An 18,653-nucleotide genomic window follows, 5' to 3' on the forward strand; every position below is an offset into this window, starting at 1 on the left:
AGCTATATACGGATTAAGAAAAATCGAAGCCATCGTTTTTAAGGCAAAACATTACTCTATTGAACAACTTTCACGAGAATTACTCATTGATTTATATAGAAAAATTAATTTTAAAGGTCAATCAACGAGGTTTACTATGTGAGACAATTGCTTCATATGCTTGTTGAGTTTGCTCGTCTCTTTTTCTGAAAAACTGTAATTTATCCGAATAAGAAATTGCTCTTGTCGCAATTTTATTTATTTCATTCATAGCACGATCAGCCTCTTTAGGCTCTTGTATACCTTTTTTAGCTTGTTGATAAATTTCATAAATATGATTGGGAACCTTAGTATCTTTTTCATTTATTTTAATTTTTGATTTACTTCCGAAAAGTCCTGTCTTCCACTCAGTCTTTTCAATTAAATCAATTATCTCGTTAAGTGAATCAACGGCTTTTTCTTCTTTAATTTTACTTTCTTCATCTCTAATATATTCTTTTTTAAAATCTTCAAGATCCCCCTCTTGATTTTTATGTTCTTTGAAAAGTTCCTGCCATTTCAAAGGTTCTTTTTGAGATAACTTCTCAGTTTCAGCTTTAACTTGTTCAAAATATTTATCATAAATCTCTCGAATTTTGGTTTCTATCGTTGATTCAGGCTTGCGACGAGACAGTGCCCCCTTGTTAGGAGTTGGTGGCGTTTCAGAAGTCCCTTGTGGTGGTGGTTTAATTTGTTTCTTCGAGCGTGGTGGAGAGGGTTCTGTGTTTTCTGAGATTACTGGTTGAGGTGTTTCTAACACCACTGACTGCTGGACTGTTTGTGATTCTTGTGACGATTTTATCCTTTCATTAATTTGTTGGTATTCGCTAAGTATTTTCTCATGCGAGCGTATTGCCAATTGGGTGAGGCGTTGTAATTCTTCTTTATTTTTCTCAGTTTGATTGGGTTGATACTCGATATCATCAAAAGAGGACACTATGCCAATCAGTGATCGTCGTTCGCCCTCAAATGTCGTTAACCACTCCTTACTTACATTGGCTTGGTTTAGCATTTCCAATTTTTTCTCAACGTCTTGAATTTGTTCTTCGAGTATTTTCTTTGCATTAATTAATTGCTGTTGAAATATTAAATAATCCACAGATAAATCATCCTGGGTATAGGAGTCGCTCTGCTTTATGACTTCATTCAAGGTACTCTCATCAAGCTCGCTTTCTTTAACTTTAGCTAATAGATTATCTAACTGCTCCCCCCGGATATCCTCTTCTTTTATTTGAGATAAGTTCTTACTTGCTGTTGCAATTTCTTTAGATAATACTTCATATTTTTGGGCAACAAGTTTGATGTCTGATTCTTCAGGAATTGCTGTTAACCAGGGTAAGACTTTAATCAGAGACTCTCTATTCGTTTCAGAAAGCTGATTAAATACAGCTTTCGCTAATTGTGGTTTAATATTCTGCAACACGTGTTTTTGAACGTCTGCAGGCAGGTGTTGAATTTGGTTTGCAATAGAATCGCGCGCCTTGTTAAAAGACTCGGTTACTTCATCGATCTGTTTCTTTTGATTTGAGGCTAATACTTTTTTTGCTTCTAACTCAGCTTTAATTGCTATATATCGCTGAAAATTTGTAACTTTTTGCTCTAGTGCAGTTAATTTAGTTTGTGCTGTTTTAAGGTGAGACTGTGAAACGCCTATAGCCTTTTCATCTGGAATTTTTGACCGCTCAGCGTCTAATTTCGTATGAGCTGATGCAGCTTGGATAGGGGTGTCTAGATCAGTGTCAAATTTTGTATTTATGCTAATCTGTTGCAGCGACCCTGATCCAAAGATAGAGAAAGATTTCTCCATTATAAATGGAGTCGTTTGTTTTTGATCTTTATAAATTAGATTACTAAAATGCGGCTTATATTGATTTTCACAATGTGTGTTCGCCTTTGCTAACCATGTTTCAATAAATTTAGATTCGGTACCTTTTATTACCTCGTTAGCCAGTGATTCGACTTCTAAGAGCGTTATATCTGCGAAAGATTTATAAGTCTCTTCAATGGGATTGACCTTGCCATATTCATCAATTATTGCAATCCCCCCAAAGTGCTTATTGAAATCTTCGACCATTTTTCTACGCGCTTCTGGTTTCCCTTTTGTGTCTTCAAGGAGTTTTTTGTAATTATCTAGTGCTGCATTATAAAGTGCAGTAAGCATCACTTGTTTGGTGAACTCTTGCGCATTTTCATATTTTTCATATAGGCCATAGTAACTTTTAACATGTTTCTCAAAAGAGCTTTTTGCTTTAGATAAATTTGTACGTAAAGTGGATACTGTAATTTCAAGCAATTTTCGTGTTTTTTCTAATTCACTTTTTGATGTTTGTAGATGACTTTGTGCAAATGACACCACTGTATCCTGGCTCATAGTGTCATTTAATGAAGCTTCTTTCTTTTTTAATTGAGTTAATTCTTTCTCTAATTCCTCAATTTGTGTTTCAACAGTTCCTATTTGCTCACGAACTGAATTTAATTCGCTTTGTTCTCCATAAAGCGCACTCAATTTTTCGACTGCCTTTTTCAAGTCGATGTCTTTTTCGGCTGTTGTCTTTATAGATGCTGGAAACACCGCAGGGTCAGGAAATTTAATGGGCCCTTTAGTAAGGAACTCTTCTTTTTGTTTGGCAAGATCTCGTTGTTTTTTAGCGGTGGCTGCTCTTTGTTTGTCTCCTTGAAGTATCTGAAGGAAGTCTTCAGGGGTTCTGGGCAGCCTCAATGTTTGCTCAGCGCCAATCTCTCCATAAGTACTAGCCAACTTTGCCGTTGATGTTTTGCTTTTAAGCGCTGTTTCGAGACTGGGTGGTGTGTCAAGACGAGATATTCCGAAAGGAGTAGTATACTTTACTTGTAATATACCATCCTTTTTTCCTGAAATTAAAACATGTGTTCGTAGTTTTTGCTCCGGGATAAAGTGTTCGAAATCTATGTCTAGATCATCTATTTTTTTTGCGACAATGGATTGAGCAAGTGATATAAGTTGTTTTTGTTCTTCATCTGCATTTTGTGGTTTATCCGACTCATCGAGTAATTCAAATGGATTATCATCAAAAGTAACCGTCACATTAACTATTGAACCAGGTCGTTCAATAACAATTACAACCACTTTCATATTTAGTCCTGGGTTATACACCTTTTACTAGTATAGTATTGTTCAGATAAATTATTTTACTATGTGATTATAACTTCAACTAATGTTGGATAAATAAGATAACTCGTTTTTTATGACAAACATGCCATTTTTGCACAAAATCCAAACGTTTACTCTTTGATTTTTATGAAAAAGTCATTTTTTTATATTGTTCTTCTTGAAGAAATCGGAGATACTTTTATTAATTAATTAAACCCCTGCGCTGTAGGCATCAAAATAAAGTTCTACTGGGTTTTAGCGGTATAGAGCAAGTATATTCTTCAACAAAGGACCGATTCGGAAAGGGCGTTTTTATGCAATGGAAAGGAATACTGCATTCTTGCTTTAGTTTAGCAATCCTATTAGTCGCATCATCAGCCCTAGCTTATGATGAACCCGTTGTAAATTTAGGTTATACCAGTTTTTATGATGGAAGCCCGCCCTCAGGACCCGGTTTTTATTTCCAAGATTATTTTCAATACTACACGGCGAATCGTTTTAACGACAAAAATGGCAATGAACTGCCTCTGCCCCGCACCGATCTTGACGTTGTTGCCAATGTGACCCAGTTTATTTATGTGTCTACAAAAAAAATTTTCGGCGCTAACTTAGGTTTATCCACACTCCTCCCCTGGGTGGTAAACGCCAAGGTACGTGATGGATTGGACAATACCGTATTAAAAGCTGAGAGTGGTCCAGGTGATTTGTGGATCGGCCCTGCACTGCAATTTGATCCGATTATGCGCAAAGATGGAAGAGGACCTTTATTTGTTATGCGTCTGGACCTAGACGTGATTATGCCCATTGGACGATACAGCAGTATCAATGCGATTAATCCCAGCAGCCATTTTTGGTCTTTAAATCCTTATTGGGCTTTTACCTTTTGGATGACACCTAAATGGTCCACTTCCGCACGACTGCATTATCTGTGGAATGGTGTGAATCATAGCCCTAATGTGTCCTTTGGTCCCAATGTTCATTCCACTCAGGCAGGACAAGCTGTTTTTGCAGACATTGCTGTGGGTTATGCACTAATTGAAAAGCTAACTGTGGGCGTAAATGGCTACTTTTTCAATCAAATTACTGACACCCTAGTTAATGGTGTTGGGGTTCCAGGCCGCAAAGAAAGTGTGTGGGCGATTGGCCCAGGAATGGTATACAGTCTATCCAAAAATCACTTTGTCTTTTTAAATGTGTATTCCGAACAAGATGCCAGAAATCGAGCTCAAGGCACTAACGGGATACTGCGTTTTGTGGCTCATTTTTAAGCTGGATTGCTATCCCCCTCACCCTAACCCTCTCCCCAAAGGGGCGAGGGGATAAAAAACAAATAAAATTAAAGATCCCCAAAGAAGGAAGGAATAAAACAAAAAAGTAGATCCCCTCTTCCGCTTGCGGGAGAGAGTTAGGGTGAGGGTATTAAATCGTTTTTCCTTAGCCAACAGTCAATGAGACTTACTGCCCAACAAACTGAAGACAATTTACTGTATCCCCCACCACCTGGTATCCCGATAACGAAAACCTCACCAGAAAGCATTTCTATTCGGGCAGAACTTCCGGGATCTCTTACACGTCCATCCCTAAATTGTTGAGAATATTTTTAATGCGACAAGACTATCCGCTAAAGGTGCCTAAAGTATGGGTTTACCCATGAAATTGCTGATTTAACTGAAGCACCGGTGCGTTTAATCGGTCTTTATTGATTTTGTTGGGTTACTTTATATAATCCCTCACATTCATTCAATTTCTTAGAAGGGATTACATTGAAAGTCGCTATTATTGGAGGGTCTATAGCAGGTTGTGCCTTGGCCTTATTATTGAAAGATCAGTTTGAAGTCACGGTTTTTGAGCGAGCACATGATTTAAAGTCTCGCGGAGCAGGAATTACACTTTCTATTGAATTATTAAATAATTTAATTGCCCAAAATCTTATTGATCAAGACACATTAGCCCATACCTTGACGAAGCGTAGTTTTTATTGCAAAACGGCGAATGAACCAGTTCATGGGAAATTTTTATGGCAACAGGAAATTTCCATGGCCAGTTTGCATTGGGACACTTTATTTATCAACTTCAGAAAAAGGATCCCTGATTCTATCTATCGTCAAGGAGTTAAAGTCATCGCGGTACAACTTGATGAACAGGCTGGCCAAATTACTTTGGCGTCTGGGGAAACACAACGCTTTGATTTGATTGTATTTGCCGATGGGGTGCAATCTATAGGCAGAACGTTGATCGCCAATACACTGCCAGAATATTCAGGTTATGTTGCATGGCGAGGGACCGTGGAGTTTGAGCGGATAAAAAATAAAAACCTTTTCAACGACCAAGCACTATACTACTGTTTTGATAAGGGCCACTTATTAACTTATTCGGTATATCACCATCAAACCAATAAATTAAACTGGGTATTTTATGAAAAATTAACGCATAAAGACCTAGAAAATTTAGGTTCAACCACTATAAATGACTTTTCTATGCAAGCGAAACAACATCTACATCAATTAGCCCGGGATCAATTGCCTGAGATTGCAGCACAAGTTATTTTCGATACCCCCAGTCCTTTTATGCAAAAAATTGTGGATGTCAGTGTCAATCGCTTTATAACTCAAGGAGCGCTTTTATTGGGTGATGCAAGCGCAGTCTTACGGCCTCATGTCGGAAATGGTGCGTCCTTGGCGATTCAGGATGCACTGAGTCTTAGTGAACACCTCAAGCAATACGATGATTTCCAACAAGCAATTTCTGCATGGGAAAAAGAATCTCTCCCCAAACGCCTGGGTATCTATGAGTTATCAAAACGAATGGCAGATGCATTAGTATTGCACCCTGTTCCATGGCAAGAAATGAACGAAGCTCAAATGAACGTATGGTGGGAACAAATCATCATAGGGGAAAAATGGTATACAACTTCCACCCAAAAGGCTTAGGCTCATTTCTTCCCTCTTCCCTGCCCCTCTCCCGAAAGGCTTTGTTAAAAATTTGATTTATTCAACAAAGCCCCTCCCCAGGGGAAGAAGGTATCCGTTAGGGCGGATGAGGGCCTGGATAGGTTCAATTAACTAAACCTTATCAAAATCAGCACCTTCTGAACTCCACTGACTCCATGCTCCTTGATATCCCTTTAAAAACTGTTGTGCAAACTGATAAAAACGAGAAAGGAAAATAATTCTTTGTTCGTAATACGGGGTTAGGAAAGGATCGGCGCGATGCACTTCAGACAAATTATAATAGGGTGGTATTGAGGCGTGTCGTGCAATAATTTCTTCAAAACTTACTTTATCTGCATTTTTTAACATGTCATACATTACAAAGAAAGTCGTGGTCCTCCCCTTTCCTCCGCGACAATGTAGATGAAACCAGGTATCTTTAGAAGATTTTTTTATTATTTCCAAAAACGCATCAACCTCTGAATCAGATGGTGCAGCATGATCAGTAACATATAAACGGTGATAATCAAAACCTAATCGAGAAACCAAATCAGCTTCATTTTTTACTACTTTAACAGGAATGGTTTTGCCGCTGGAGTATTCCTTAGCTGCAAACTGTTGAGAGGATAAAACGCCATTTATCTTTTTCTGAGTTCTTAATGACTGTAGCCAATTTTCCTCATCTTTAAGGCTTTGGGCGTTACTTTTTCCTCGATTTATCCAATCGTACTCACTCACTAAGGTAATCGCCCTTCCATTAATATAGCCATGACTTTCCTGGCGTAAATCCAGTACCAACACTGTTGCCCTCCCATGCTTGGCAATATACTCAGCGATATCTTTCCACCCCTTTTCACTGGGCTCCTCACTACCAGAAATCGCTAAATCTCTAATACCTAGCGTATTTCCTTGGTATGCAGCGGCGATCATCGAGGCATCACGAAACCATTTTAATGGAGAAGAGGAAAATTCACTGTCTTCTACAATACAAGGATTATGGATACTGCCATCACATACCTTAGTTTCTGTTTGTGCGAAAGCCAATCCTTGAGTCAACGAAAAGGTGATAAAAGAAACGATTATGTGCTTCAGGCTCATCCATAACCTCCAATCAAGGAAACATAATTCCATTCTATGTTAATTTTTTTTCCTACTGCAAGAGGGCCCACGGCTATTAAGTGAAGTGAAATATCACTTCTCTCTTGGGGAAAAGATGCCATTTAGGCGGATGAGTGTGTAGATTGTGGTTAATAAACCCTGACTCCTACCCCTCTTCCACAAGTGGACAAGGGGCATTTTCGTATATTTTATCCTTGTTGCTGAATGACCATCCATTTTTTATACAAGCGTTGCCATGCTGCCTTACTCTCCGGGTTCACCCAGTCATAGCCTATAGACTTCCAATCCTGATCCTCGGGATTAAAACCAAGATTGCGGATGTAGTCTGCATCACAAATAAAAAATTGATTTTTAAATGGCAATAAAAAGCCACCTTGTGAGCGCTGATATAATTTCGCCTCCGCATAATGGGCAAACCAATGATTCAAAAATCCGCCACGAATAAAAGGCAATTGGCACTTCAAATCATTCCAGGATTTAAAACCAGTTCCCCTTGCAATCACTGTAAGTGCGTGTTTACGCTTAACCTTCGTGTTTCTTATTTCCTCAAGAGAAAAATTGGCAAACTCAGGCAAATTTTGAAAACGTTGAGCCGTTTTTTGGGCGATTGCTTGATTTGCAGAATACAACGATTTTAATAAAATAGACGCTTGAATTTTATACTCTTCAACGCGAAATGAAGTATGTGGTTTATTCATGTGAATCCCCTTTGCTCTCTGCCAGACACCCACTTTTCCAGCAACAAAAAGGTTAATGAATAATTAATAAATCAATTAATAACCAGGGTGAGATCCTCTTTCGTGGGTATAGGCGTCCCATGAAGCCTACCGCACATTTTAATCGACAAACGGATTCTTGTAAATATTTTGTTCATTAATTGAGTGGAAGGCGCCACCGATACTTTTGTAATTGTGCGGCTCGAAAAATTCGCGCCATACATAAACACTATTTTCTTCGGACACGGTCATGGACACACACGTATACGGAAATAACCCTTATTTTGTAGGAACACAATAAGAATTAATAAAATGCATTACACTGTGGGCGAAATGGGGACTCCATAAATCCTGATGTCCTTTGTCGGCAAATTCAATCCATTTTTTAGGTTGATTGGCATGATTAAAGAGAACAACGCCTTGATCATAAGGCACGATTTGATCCAATTTCCCATGCAGCATTAAAACAGGGGTATGAATTTTTTGAATACGTGATAAAGAATCATACTTATCTCTTAATGGAATAAATAACCAAGGATAATGAAATCGAGCCAGAGCGGTGAACGACGTATAGGGAGACTGTAAAACCACAGCACATACCGGAAATTCCGTTGCCATTTGTGTCGCCACCCCAGTTCCTAATGATTCGCCATAGAGAACAATATTATTTGCCTGGATACCCTGTTGCTGTAAAAATTTAATAGCTGCTCGGGCATCCTGGTACAATCCTGATTCGGTTGGTTTTCCCGGATTGCCGCCGTATCCGCGGTATTCGAGCAGTAACACGCCAAAACCTTCTGATAAAAATTGACGAACCAAATACATACGATAACCAATATGACCTGCATTGCCATGCAAATAAAGCATCGTCGGTTTCTTATCCAAAGAAGGTTTATACCAAGCATTTAAAGTCAATCCATCAGCAACAGGAATTTCTATGAGTTGCATATCTCCTGCTTCAAAAGCGTTCCGATCAGGCTGCTCCGGGGATGGAAAATAAATGAAATAACGCTGTAATGAAAAAGACAATACGAAAATTAAAATAAAAATAAAGAGAATCACTAGCAATTGTTTGAGCATCATCTTATTTCATCTTCATTTATTGAGTTTCACTGCAAAAAGGGATAATCAGTATATCCTTTTCCACTACCTCCATATAAAGTGGCGCGGTCTAATTCATTCAAAGGCGCATTCTTTTTAAATCGCGTCACCAGATCAGGATTGGAAATAAAATACCTTCCAAAAGCAACGAGATCAGCGTAACCACTTGAAACCGCTTCAACAGCCATTTCTAAATTATACCCATTATTCACCATCCAGGGACCATTAAACTCTCCTCGTAATGCATGGAAATCAAAACCATATAAGTCCCGTGGCCCTTGAGTTTCTCCTTCAATAACATGAACATAAGCTAAATTGAATCGGCTCAGCTCCTGGACAAGGGGAAAAAAAATGGCGGTAGGTGACGTATCGGTAACGCCATTGGCATGACTTACTGGCGCAATTCGGATTCCTGTTCGATGTGCACCAATTTCAGACACAACCGCACTGGTCACTTCCAACGCAAAACGCAGTCGATTCGTAATCGAACCACCATATTGGTCAGTCCGAAGATTTGTACCATCACATAAAAACTGATGAATGAGATACCCATTCGCAGCATGAATTTCAACCCCATCGAATCCCGCTAAAATTGCATTCCTTGCAGCGATTCGATAATCTTCGATAATAGCGGGAATTTCACTGAGCTTTAATGCACGTGGTGCGCCAACCTCGACAAAGGTACCATTTTCAATAAATGTGCGCTGTCCGGTTGCTGGAATGGCAGAAGGTGCAACAGGAGCAATACCTCCAGGCTGAAGAGACGGATGTGAAATTCTTCCTACATGCCAAAGTTGCAAATAAATTGCCCCACCACGTGCATGAACCGCATCCGTTACCAATTTCCATCCAGCAATTTGTTCCTGAGAATAAATTCCAGGCGTCCAGGCATATCCTTTGCCAGTGGGAGAAATTTGTGTTGCCTCGGCGATGATTAAACCTGCATCTGCACGTTGGGCATAATACTCTGCATTCAATTCTGAAGGGGTATCAATTCCGTGTATCGAACGATTGCGCGTTAGTGGAGCCATGACGACACGGTTTTTTAAAGTAAGGTCTCTTAAGTTAAACGGAGTAAATAGAATTTCGTTATTCATAGTTATTATTGCCTCGTGCAGTTTTTACTCAAAAAAATCCATCTCATTTCCTGTATTTGGACTTGACCTTTTTTAATTTTGTCATTCCTGAAAAAGCAGGAATCCATTTTTCTAATATTATCCCAAATTAAGCTTAAGCTGCTGCCTTCGCGGGAAGGACAAAATGGTTACAATTAAGCGAAATGAAATCCAGGATCAAAAGATTTCCCTCTGAATATTAGAATACAATTTACCTGGGTACAAAGCCAATTTATATTGACACATCAAACCCACAAAGATATGTTTTGCACACTTTGATCATAATTAATTTTTTAAAATGAAAAATAATACTTTTAATCCATCTTTAGAGCAAAATGAGGCCATGCAAATTGAAGCTCTGCATGAACCTGCAAATCAAGACGTTCAAATGAAGAATAATAAAAAACGTAAAGATCTGGATGAGGAAGGCGGTAGAAAAAAAGGAAAAAAGGCCCTGGTTAAAAAAAATGAATCTCTTTCAATAGATACACAGCTATTAAAAAAATTAAGAAGGCAATCGTTCCCTATCCTTGAGGCTCATTATAAAACCAAGCTACTTAATAGTGTGCAAGTGAAACAAAAACTGGAGGAACTTAGAGGCCAAACAAAAAATCCTGTTGAATTTTTATTATTGTTTAAGTTTGATTTTTTTAGAGATATTAATCCAGAAACAGATACTGTATTCCAGTGGTTTCTTGATGAATTAGAAACGTGTATTGAAGAAATACCCAAATACCAACCGAGAAGAAAAGGATCGACTAATGAAGCCACTGTCTTAATTAAATCGATATGCGCTAATGAGGCACTTCTAGCCGAAGTATTAAAAAGAGGAAAAATTAAAGAAGTTATTTATAGGCATTATATTTTTCAGATTATTAATAACCTCTTTGATGTGGAAAAAATAACCGCCAATCCTCTGGAATTCCTTAACCAATATTTTCCTGACATCAAAGAACACCTTAAAATGGAACCAATATTGGTGGAGGAAAACGGTGAGGGGAAAAAATTTCTAGATCTCTTCTTGCATCCTCAATATAGAAAGTATCTATTACAACTTTGGAAAGAAGGATTTAGACCTTTTTCCCAGCAAAGATTTAATGAGCTACTTTTCTCCTATGATTTCAATAGAGAATATGGAGAATTTAGTCATGATATAATACAGTTTTATGTTACGGTTGCTCGAGACGATACTTTTCAAGATTTTTTTGCTTTTTCAGAGGACATTGATCCGCTGCTGTTGTTCATAGAAAACCCTCTTATAGATGCCAATCTATTTAAAGAACTTCAGAAAAAAGTAACGAGGGATTGTAATTACGAATCATTAGTACAAAAGACAGTAAGTCAAAGTAAATACAATATCTACTATTTCCATCATCAAGATAAGCATATTGAAAAATACCTCAATTTAATCAATAAGCTAATTTTTTGCTTATCGCAGTGCCATTCTATTGATCATTTAGAATCAACTCCAGGCTTCTTAAATACAGCTAAATCCGAGCTGCATATGTTCCTATCAATGGGGGTAGGCTTGGTCGTTGCTTCTACAATCAATACTCAAGCGATAATCCCTGAATCTACTTTAGCTAACGAGACTTTATTTTTTGGTTTTAAACTTCTGTTTAAGGATCCAACAGCAATAGAATTAAATGAATCAATAAAAAACCTGATTCATATTCTGAAAGAAAGAAATGCGAATAAATCTCAGTTATTAAATTTATTTTTCTATCTTTATGTATCGAATAATAATCAAGTGCGCAAAAATAGCTTATTCCATGAGTTGCTGAGGGAACTAATCAAGGGTATTTCTCCTCATGAGATACTTCAAATTGTAAATAAATACTTTTCTTTTATGAGCTTGTTTCAGGCAAAATTGAATGTTCTGCCTACTCAGCAAGGTTTATCCTGGCGTCAAGCAATACCTGATTTTATACTTTTTATAACAAAAGCAATTTCGCTTAATTCCGCACAGCAAGATGCAATTCACATGCAATTGCCTGTTGTTTTATGTAATTTATTAATACTTCAAGTGAAGTTACAGTGCCAATTGAATGATCAAAAATCGGATATTTTCACTCCTGAAGTAGAAAAAGTTATAACATCTTTTCTTACTCAGATTGCAGAAATTCGTGAGGAAAAACTTAATGCAAAAATCCTGATGGCATTCGCCCTGAATATGATTTTTGCATATAAAAACGCAGGAATTCAATTATTAGAAGTTATCTCACAAATTGAACCATCCTGGATAAATTATATACCCACCCTCCCTCTCCCACTACATAATCGCAAACTTGACCTATTATCCTTTTTATTAACCCAATTAAGCTCAAAAGATGATTCAATTGTAATAAAAAATGCTGACATTATTTTATATTTATTGGCAAAGCTGATGAATAATAAAATCCCCCTATCCCCTGATTTTTTACAAAATGTTGCTGAATTGCAACTTAACTTCCAGAAAAAATCGCTATTAAGTCAGAAAGCGCAGGAAGCACTGGAATTGATTTTTAATCAGTGCATACATAAAGTGCGAGGTACTGAACAGGAAGCTCTTTTTGAGGACATGCGTACAAAAATATTATTAAAAGCTGATTTGGATCCATCTAAGGATCCTCAAGCAATTCATACCAGGGAAAATCATCTTTATGCAGATCAAATATATCAAGAATGGCTTCAAACTCTTGGAACAAAAGAGGAGCAAAAAGAAAAATTATTGAAAGGATTAGGCCTATTTATCTCTTATATCAGTTTGGAAAAAGAAAAAACGATAAAAAATTCGCTTGCCTTCACACAGGATCCAGATAAGTTAAAAGAACTTATTGGCTATATTTATGGACTTAGGAATGAGGAAACAGACTCGGAGCAAATCAAAGAAATCCATGAACGAGTTATTTGCTATAATAAGGCCCTGCTATATTTGCAACAAATCAAAACAAGAGCCATGACTCCATCACATCATGGAATGAAAACCGAAGAACATCGAATCATTGAGGATGCACAGAAGTTATTAAATATCATTTCAATGGTTGGATATTATTCTGATTCCTCGCTTACTCAACCGTTCATTCGTGATGGCAATGAAGCACTTAACATATTGAAATTGGAATTATTTGATCAAATAGAACATCCATCATGCGACCAAGGCCCTTATATGAGATTTTTGATGGCTTTGGAACCGGTAACGAACATTAAATTTCCTACGCTACAGAGAAGAACCATTCCATTTATCATTAAAAATTACATTAATGATTATTATCAGCAATTACCTCGGGAAGCGAAACAACAGTTTATACAGGAAATATATGGGAAAATAGATGATCTAGAAGGTCTCGAGGAAATTGAGACTTTACCTGCCAATGCATTTGATTCCCTAGTTAAGGTATTCCTTGCAGATAATGAAGGAAGACTCGGTTACCTTACTCCTAAAGAAGTCAGGGATTTATTTAATTACGAGCGTCCCAAAGAATATCACCCTGAAATTATTAAGGATCTGAATCAGTATCATCAGTTAAAAAAGGAAAAAACAACTTCTAGTGCAACTAATCTAAATAGATTTTTTGCCTTGTCCCCTGCTACAAGTGCTGATGATGATACCCAACCTAGCCAGGGTTTAAATAATATGTAGTTTTTTTCTTCCAAGGAAAAAATTAATTAGGTACTTCTAAAACCAATGTAAAGCGGCTTAAAACCGCTTTACAGTTATGGTGTTGAATTATCTTGTGATTACTGGTTTTTTCATCATCAATTATTGGTCATTTATCACAATTTCTTTTCGTCCCGCCCTTATTTCTTTCATCGAGTTTTATTCAAAAATTTATCTTATTTTTTGCATCTTAAAATTCTATGTTTCATTCCAGATTATAGGTAACATAGCTAGAATAGTGGAATTCATTACTTTTATAAGGAAATAGAAATGTATCAAAAAATTTTAGTTGCGATTGATGACAGTGATACATCAATGCATGCCTTCAATGAAGCCATTGAGTTAAGCAAAATACATCACGCAAAATTACTCATTGTGCATGTAACCAATGAGTTTTATGCCCCATATTTGGGAACCGGAGTGGATTATGAAAAACTGGAAGCTTCATTTAAAGAATACGGAAACAAGTTTTTGAGCAAGATGCAAACAATTGCTCGAGAGCGCAGTGCAGATTGTGAAGCACAATTACTTGAAATTAATTCAGCGCAAGAAACCGTTGCAGATAAAATTATTGCAGCAGCAAAAAAATGGCCAGCCGATTTGATTGTCGTTGGAACTCATGGTCGACGAGGTGTTCAGCATTTATTATTAGGCAGCGTTGCAGAAGGAGTTATTCGCAATGCATCCATACCTGTTCTGCTTATTCGCAGCAAACAATCACCTAAATGATGCGAAAAAATTAGGACCCAATGATGCATAGTATCCTGTTCATAGTTTGTTATAATGCAGCAAAAATTACTGATTGGATCTATTTTAATGCAACTGATTAATGATTTTCATGAAATTGAAAAGCACTTTTTTTCTCTCATAAGCTTAAGTTATCTTGATTATCAAACAATAGCTGCATTTGAAACCGGAGTACTTGCATCAGGGCTTAATCCTGCTTTTGTAACCCAAATAAATGAGCACTTTTTAAAAGATTTGGAGCAATGTAAATCATACTTCACCCAAAAGAATCTACCTTGGGCACTGATCATTCCTGAATTGACACCTAATTTCTCAAAAGACAAATGCCGATTACCTCCAGATTATAAATTAGTCGATACCGGTATGGGGATGGTATTTGATCTTTTATCGAATAATCTGCAAGCTGCTGACGTCGAACTTGAATTTAAACTAATGAATAACGATTTAGATACCTGGAGTATTCCCCTGCTTCATGGTTTTCAATCAACACCAGAAATTACTCAGATTTATACCCTAAGACATGCCGAGGCATTAAAAAAATGCAAAGGTATCTACCATTTTTCTGGGTTTCTCGCAGGAGAAGCGGTTGTATCCATGACGTTAACCGTCAAGGAGCGTCTTGCCCGCATCGATGATCTCGCCACACTTCCTAACTTTCAAAAGCGTGGCTTTGCAAGTGCCATGATGGCTTATGCGTTAAACAATGCTTTAGCGTTGAAAGTCCAATACTGCTTTTTAGAAGCATCAAAAGTGGGTCTAAATCTGTATCAACGCATTGGTTTTCAACCACTTTTTACAAACCATTATTATGAGCTATAACCTGGTACAAGTGGCCCTATCATCAATTTAAATTTTTTCTCATACTCGCTTGGGGAGCCGTTGTTGCAATCGGTTTGTCTTCGATCGTTCTCACCTCTGAAAATCGTTCGCTCTTAATCGCTTCGAGATTGGCAGGTGCAGATAAAGTTTGATTATTGCAGGACAGCAATTGTTGAATGATTTTGGGATCAGTGACTTCTTCGATAACATTGATAACTTTTTTTCTAGTCCCCTCGTCAAGCTCCAGCGCCTCTAGACGTTTGATTAATAGTTCTGTTGGCGATAAAGTTTCTGGAATTCCCATCTCTGCTTTTCCGTGGAGATCCTTCCATTTTTCCGATGCAGTTGGAACAATTTCCTTTTTGGATTGGGATAGCGCTGAAATTACGGAGTCTCGGGGCCCTATATCTCTCAGCTCAATATCTTCTGAAAATTTCGTTAATTGCTCGCAGTGTCTTTCTATTCGTCTTTGAAATCGAGCATGATGAGCAGCTGGAACTTGGATAAGTTGTGCTTCATTCACCGCAAGTGTTATTCCAAATAAATCGAATACTTGCTTTGCTTGTTGCTTTGTTTTCGCAATGATCTTCAGCGACAAACTGTTATCCTCAAGCCATAAATAACTCAGATCCACTTTAGGATCTCGAGGCCGATTATCTTGGTTTAGAAAAGCGCTCAAATTAGGTAAGGTTATGAATTTATAAGTGGGTTTAATCAGCAATCCATCCCTTTTTTGATTGTACTTTAGCTCTGCATTTTTTATTAGCTGACTCAGTGCATCAGCATTGATATTACAACTTAATCCCGCATCATTTTGTTTGCAATCAAGCCCAAACTCATCCTTTAATTGGCGTGCAAGATTTGTATTGGTTGTAGTTAGCGTATAAGTCCCATTCTCTTCTTTTTTTAATTGAAAGGGAATTCTGCCACTGGGGGGATCAAAACGCATCGTATTCAGAAAAACCTCACCATCATGAGACATCACCGAAGCTGGGGAAAAATATTTCTCTAGATGATCAAGCAGATCAACTTCCTGAGCGGTTAATAATACCCGTTGTTGGAACGTGGCTAATATATGTTGGTTGCTGTTCCTGGCAGTTGCTGCCATTCCATCAATAAACTCTAGGTAATCAGCAAGTTCTGCATCATGCATCTCGTTTTTAATGCCCATGTCAATTAAATCGATTTTTATTTGACTAAAATATAAATCAAAAGTGGATAGTTTCCCTGAGCATAGCTCTATAATTTGCGCATCGATTAAAGCCTGTAAATGACTCCCTTCCTGACTTTGCTCTCTAAGCCTTCCTAAGACATTTAATAATTCTTCAGGGGAAGGAGTTTTTTCTTGAATTCGATTTAATTCCTCTCTTAGCCCTGGATAACTTTTGATTACTTCTTCACTGGGATTTTCTCCAGTAATCATTTTTCTGAATAAATGAACTCCCTCCATGCGTTCAGACAAGGCAGTGTCATAGAAAATACTGTAGTTTCGATACATAAAATGACGGGCAAAACCAATCGTTGAAGAGCTTCTAAATAGTGCAGGAGCTTTAGCAAATTTGTCTTCAAATGAAAAATCATCACTTAAACTTGCTGCTACGCCCTCTCCTTCATAAGGTTTACCATAGTCAAAACCATAGAAAGCCTCATCTGCAAAACCTTTATTTTGTGCTTCCTTACCTATACCATCCCGATCGCCAACCCCAATACCAAAAATTAAATTCTTAGCTAAGCCAAAAATATATTTAGAGTGCTTGACTGCTGCGTCTTTATCCTCAACCAACACCCCATTGTAATCAGGCTCAGAACCGCCATATAGAAAGTGAGTTAGTTCTTGTAATCCATTTTTCCAGCCACAAGCCAATACAGCATGGACTTCTCCTTTACCTTTATTGATCCAAACAATTTCCTGCCTTTGATTTTGAGCACTAAAAATTCCCGCAAAACGAGTACCAACAAATTCTCTGAGTGCTTCTTTATTCGCTTTGATTCTGTCTTTTTGCCCCTCTGCATAATCCAGTTTATACATCCAGGCGCTTAAGTGATTATTCTTGGCAACTGCCGTTTTCACTTCACCGCAAAGCCATTGGATGCAAGGAGTCATTACTTCCTTAGCATGAGGTCCTTTTATGTGACTGTTGATAAAAATTGAAAAAATAATTTGCTTTTGGTGCAAATCCTTTTCTTTACTCAAAAGTTCCTTCAAGTCTTGGAGTTTTTGCACATCTCGAACTTGTTGAATCGATGGCAAACGATCATGAGTTAACAGCTTATCCAGTTCTAGAAAAAATAATTCATCTATATCAATTGCCCTAAATCCTGGCTCAACTCCACTGGGTTTTTCTGCATAGCAGAATTGTTTGTCACCAAACATACTGCCTAATCGAGTAAATTCAGCATTTTTCCGTAGGGTAAATTGACCTATTTCCTCTCGGGACGTTTCGACATAATCTAATGAAGGACTCACTCTAGGCTTTGGTTCTTCGTACTTTCCAAGCACGGGAGCACTTTTTGAGACATGACCCACTTCAGTTGCTCTCCTTCGAATAGGCGGTAATAAACTGTCTTTCTCTGAAGATTTTATACCTTGAGCATTTAAGATATGCATTATTAAACCATCTGGTTTGATATAAAAAGTTGATTCCGGACCTAACTTGACATCAAAATTTTGTGCACAAAATTGTCTAATAAATTTAGCTAAGCCACTATTTGAGCCACCAAATGATTTTGAAATCAGAGCATATTCACTCACAAAAACATCCAGAAGTGCAACAATTTTGGCATCATCAGATAATGTTTCATCCTTCTTTATTTGGATTATTTCTTGATTCAGTCTCTTTAAACTGTCTGATCGTGCAGTACCGACTTCGAGTCCATTCAATTGATTACTGATTTCAGTGTATTCCTTTGCGAAGTGATTTGTTTTTATAAGTGATTTTCGTTGATTCGGTTCAGTACTTTTAGAATACATACCATCTCCCCTAAGGATTTATGATAAAATACATGTTCAAACCATGTGTTCAACATGCACTCGACTGGCTCATATTTTAATCATATCCCCTTATGGTTAAGGAACTATTAAGCAGCTTGTAAAAATAATGCAACTGCATATTGCATAAAAAGAGAAAAATGACTATTTTTTTGATCCAGTAATAGGTAAAGTATAGTACACGAGACTAAATTGTAATCACTTGGATATCATTACACCCAACCTGTTCAATTTTTCAGAAACAAACTAAAATATCATGATTCAATGAGGATGGTTTATAAATGAGATTGAACCAAAATGGCGAATGGCAAAAGCGCCAGATTTATCCA

The 18,653-nt window shown here is 37.5% G+C and carries 11 protein-coding genes; 5 read left to right on the forward strand and 6 right to left on the reverse strand.

Going from position 1 to position 18,653, the window contains the following annotated elements:
• Positions 1–121: 121 nt before the first annotated feature.
• On the reverse strand, positions 122–3,130 hold the full coding sequence (locus ACF8MK_RS00755; protein WP_392537762.1) for a hypothetical protein: 3,009 nt from the start codon (positions 3,128–3,130) through the stop codon (positions 122–124).
• Positions 3,131–3,462: 332 nt separating this feature from the next.
• Here ACF8MK_RS00755 and ACF8MK_RS00760 point away from each other — a divergent pair, with 332 nt between their 5' ends.
• Both ACF8MK_RS00760 and ACF8MK_RS00765 read left to right on the forward strand, forming a co-directional pair.
• Positions 3,463–4,416, forward strand: a complete 954-nt coding sequence (locus tag ACF8MK_RS00760; RefSeq protein ID WP_392537763.1) for a transporter — start codon at positions 3,463–3,465, stop codon at positions 4,414–4,416.
• A 495-nt stretch (positions 4,417–4,911) separates the two neighbouring features.
• Positions 4,912–6,078, forward strand: a complete 1,167-nt coding sequence (locus tag ACF8MK_RS00765; protein WP_392537764.1) for an FAD-dependent monooxygenase — start codon at positions 4,912–4,914, stop codon at positions 6,076–6,078.
• 132 nt (positions 6,079–6,210) lie between these two features.
• Here ACF8MK_RS00765 and ACF8MK_RS00770 read toward each other — a convergent pair whose 3' ends face one another.
• The 4 genes from ACF8MK_RS00770 to ACF8MK_RS00785 all read right to left on the reverse strand — a co-directional run bounded on the left by ACF8MK_RS00770 (position 6,211) and on the right by ACF8MK_RS00785 (position 10,111).
• Positions 6,211–7,176, reverse strand: a complete 966-nt coding sequence (locus ACF8MK_RS00770) for a tyrosine protein phosphatase (protein WP_392537765.1) — start codon at positions 7,174–7,176, stop codon at positions 6,211–6,213.
• Positions 7,177–7,385: 209 nt separating this feature from the next.
• A complete protein-coding gene (locus ACF8MK_RS00775; protein WP_392537766.1) occupies positions 7,386–7,895 on the reverse strand; it encodes a hypothetical protein in 510 nt (169 codons plus the stop codon).
• 297 nt (positions 7,896–8,192) lie between these two features.
• On the reverse strand, positions 8,193–8,993 hold the full coding sequence (locus ACF8MK_RS00780) for an alpha/beta hydrolase (protein ID WP_392538988.1): 801 nt from the start codon (positions 8,991–8,993) through the stop codon (positions 8,193–8,195).
• Between the two features lie 29 nt (positions 8,994–9,022).
• Positions 9,023–10,111 carry an alkene reductase gene (locus ACF8MK_RS00785; protein WP_392537767.1) on the reverse strand — a complete coding sequence of 363 codons (1,089 nt, stop codon included), beginning with the start codon at positions 10,109–10,111 and terminating at the stop codon, positions 9,023–9,025.
• Positions 10,112–10,427: 316 nt separating this feature from the next.
• Here ACF8MK_RS00785 and ACF8MK_RS00790 point away from each other — a divergent pair, with 316 nt between their 5' ends.
• The 3 genes from ACF8MK_RS00790 to ACF8MK_RS00800 all read left to right on the forward strand — a co-directional run bounded on the left by ACF8MK_RS00790 (position 10,428) and on the right by ACF8MK_RS00800 (position 15,335).
• On the forward strand, positions 10,428–13,751 hold the full coding sequence (locus ACF8MK_RS00790) for a hypothetical protein (RefSeq protein WP_392537768.1): 3,324 nt from the start codon (positions 10,428–10,430) through the stop codon (positions 13,749–13,751).
• A gap of 288 nt (positions 13,752–14,039) precedes the next feature.
• Positions 14,040–14,498, forward strand: coding sequence for a universal stress protein (locus ACF8MK_RS00795; protein ID WP_392537769.1), 459 nt, complete (start codon positions 14,040–14,042; stop codon positions 14,496–14,498).
• 87 nt (positions 14,499–14,585) lie between these two features.
• Positions 14,586–15,335 carry a GNAT family N-acetyltransferase gene (locus ACF8MK_RS00800; RefSeq protein WP_392537770.1) on the forward strand — a complete coding sequence of 250 codons (750 nt, stop codon included), beginning with the start codon at positions 14,586–14,588 and terminating at the stop codon, positions 15,333–15,335.
• Positions 15,336–15,357: 22 nt separating this feature from the next.
• Here ACF8MK_RS00800 and ACF8MK_RS00805 read toward each other — a convergent pair whose 3' ends face one another.
• Positions 15,358–18,306 carry a hypothetical protein gene (locus ACF8MK_RS00805; RefSeq protein ID WP_392537771.1) on the reverse strand — a complete coding sequence of 983 codons (2,949 nt, stop codon included), beginning with the start codon at positions 18,304–18,306 and terminating at the stop codon, positions 15,358–15,360.
• Between the last annotated feature and the right edge of the window lie 347 nt (positions 18,307–18,653).

Origin of the sequence: Legionella sp. 227, from assembly GCF_043161935.1 — a bacterium.
GTDB classification, from domain to species: Bacteria; Pseudomonadota; Gammaproteobacteria; order Legionellales; family Legionellaceae; genus Legionella; species Legionella sheltonii.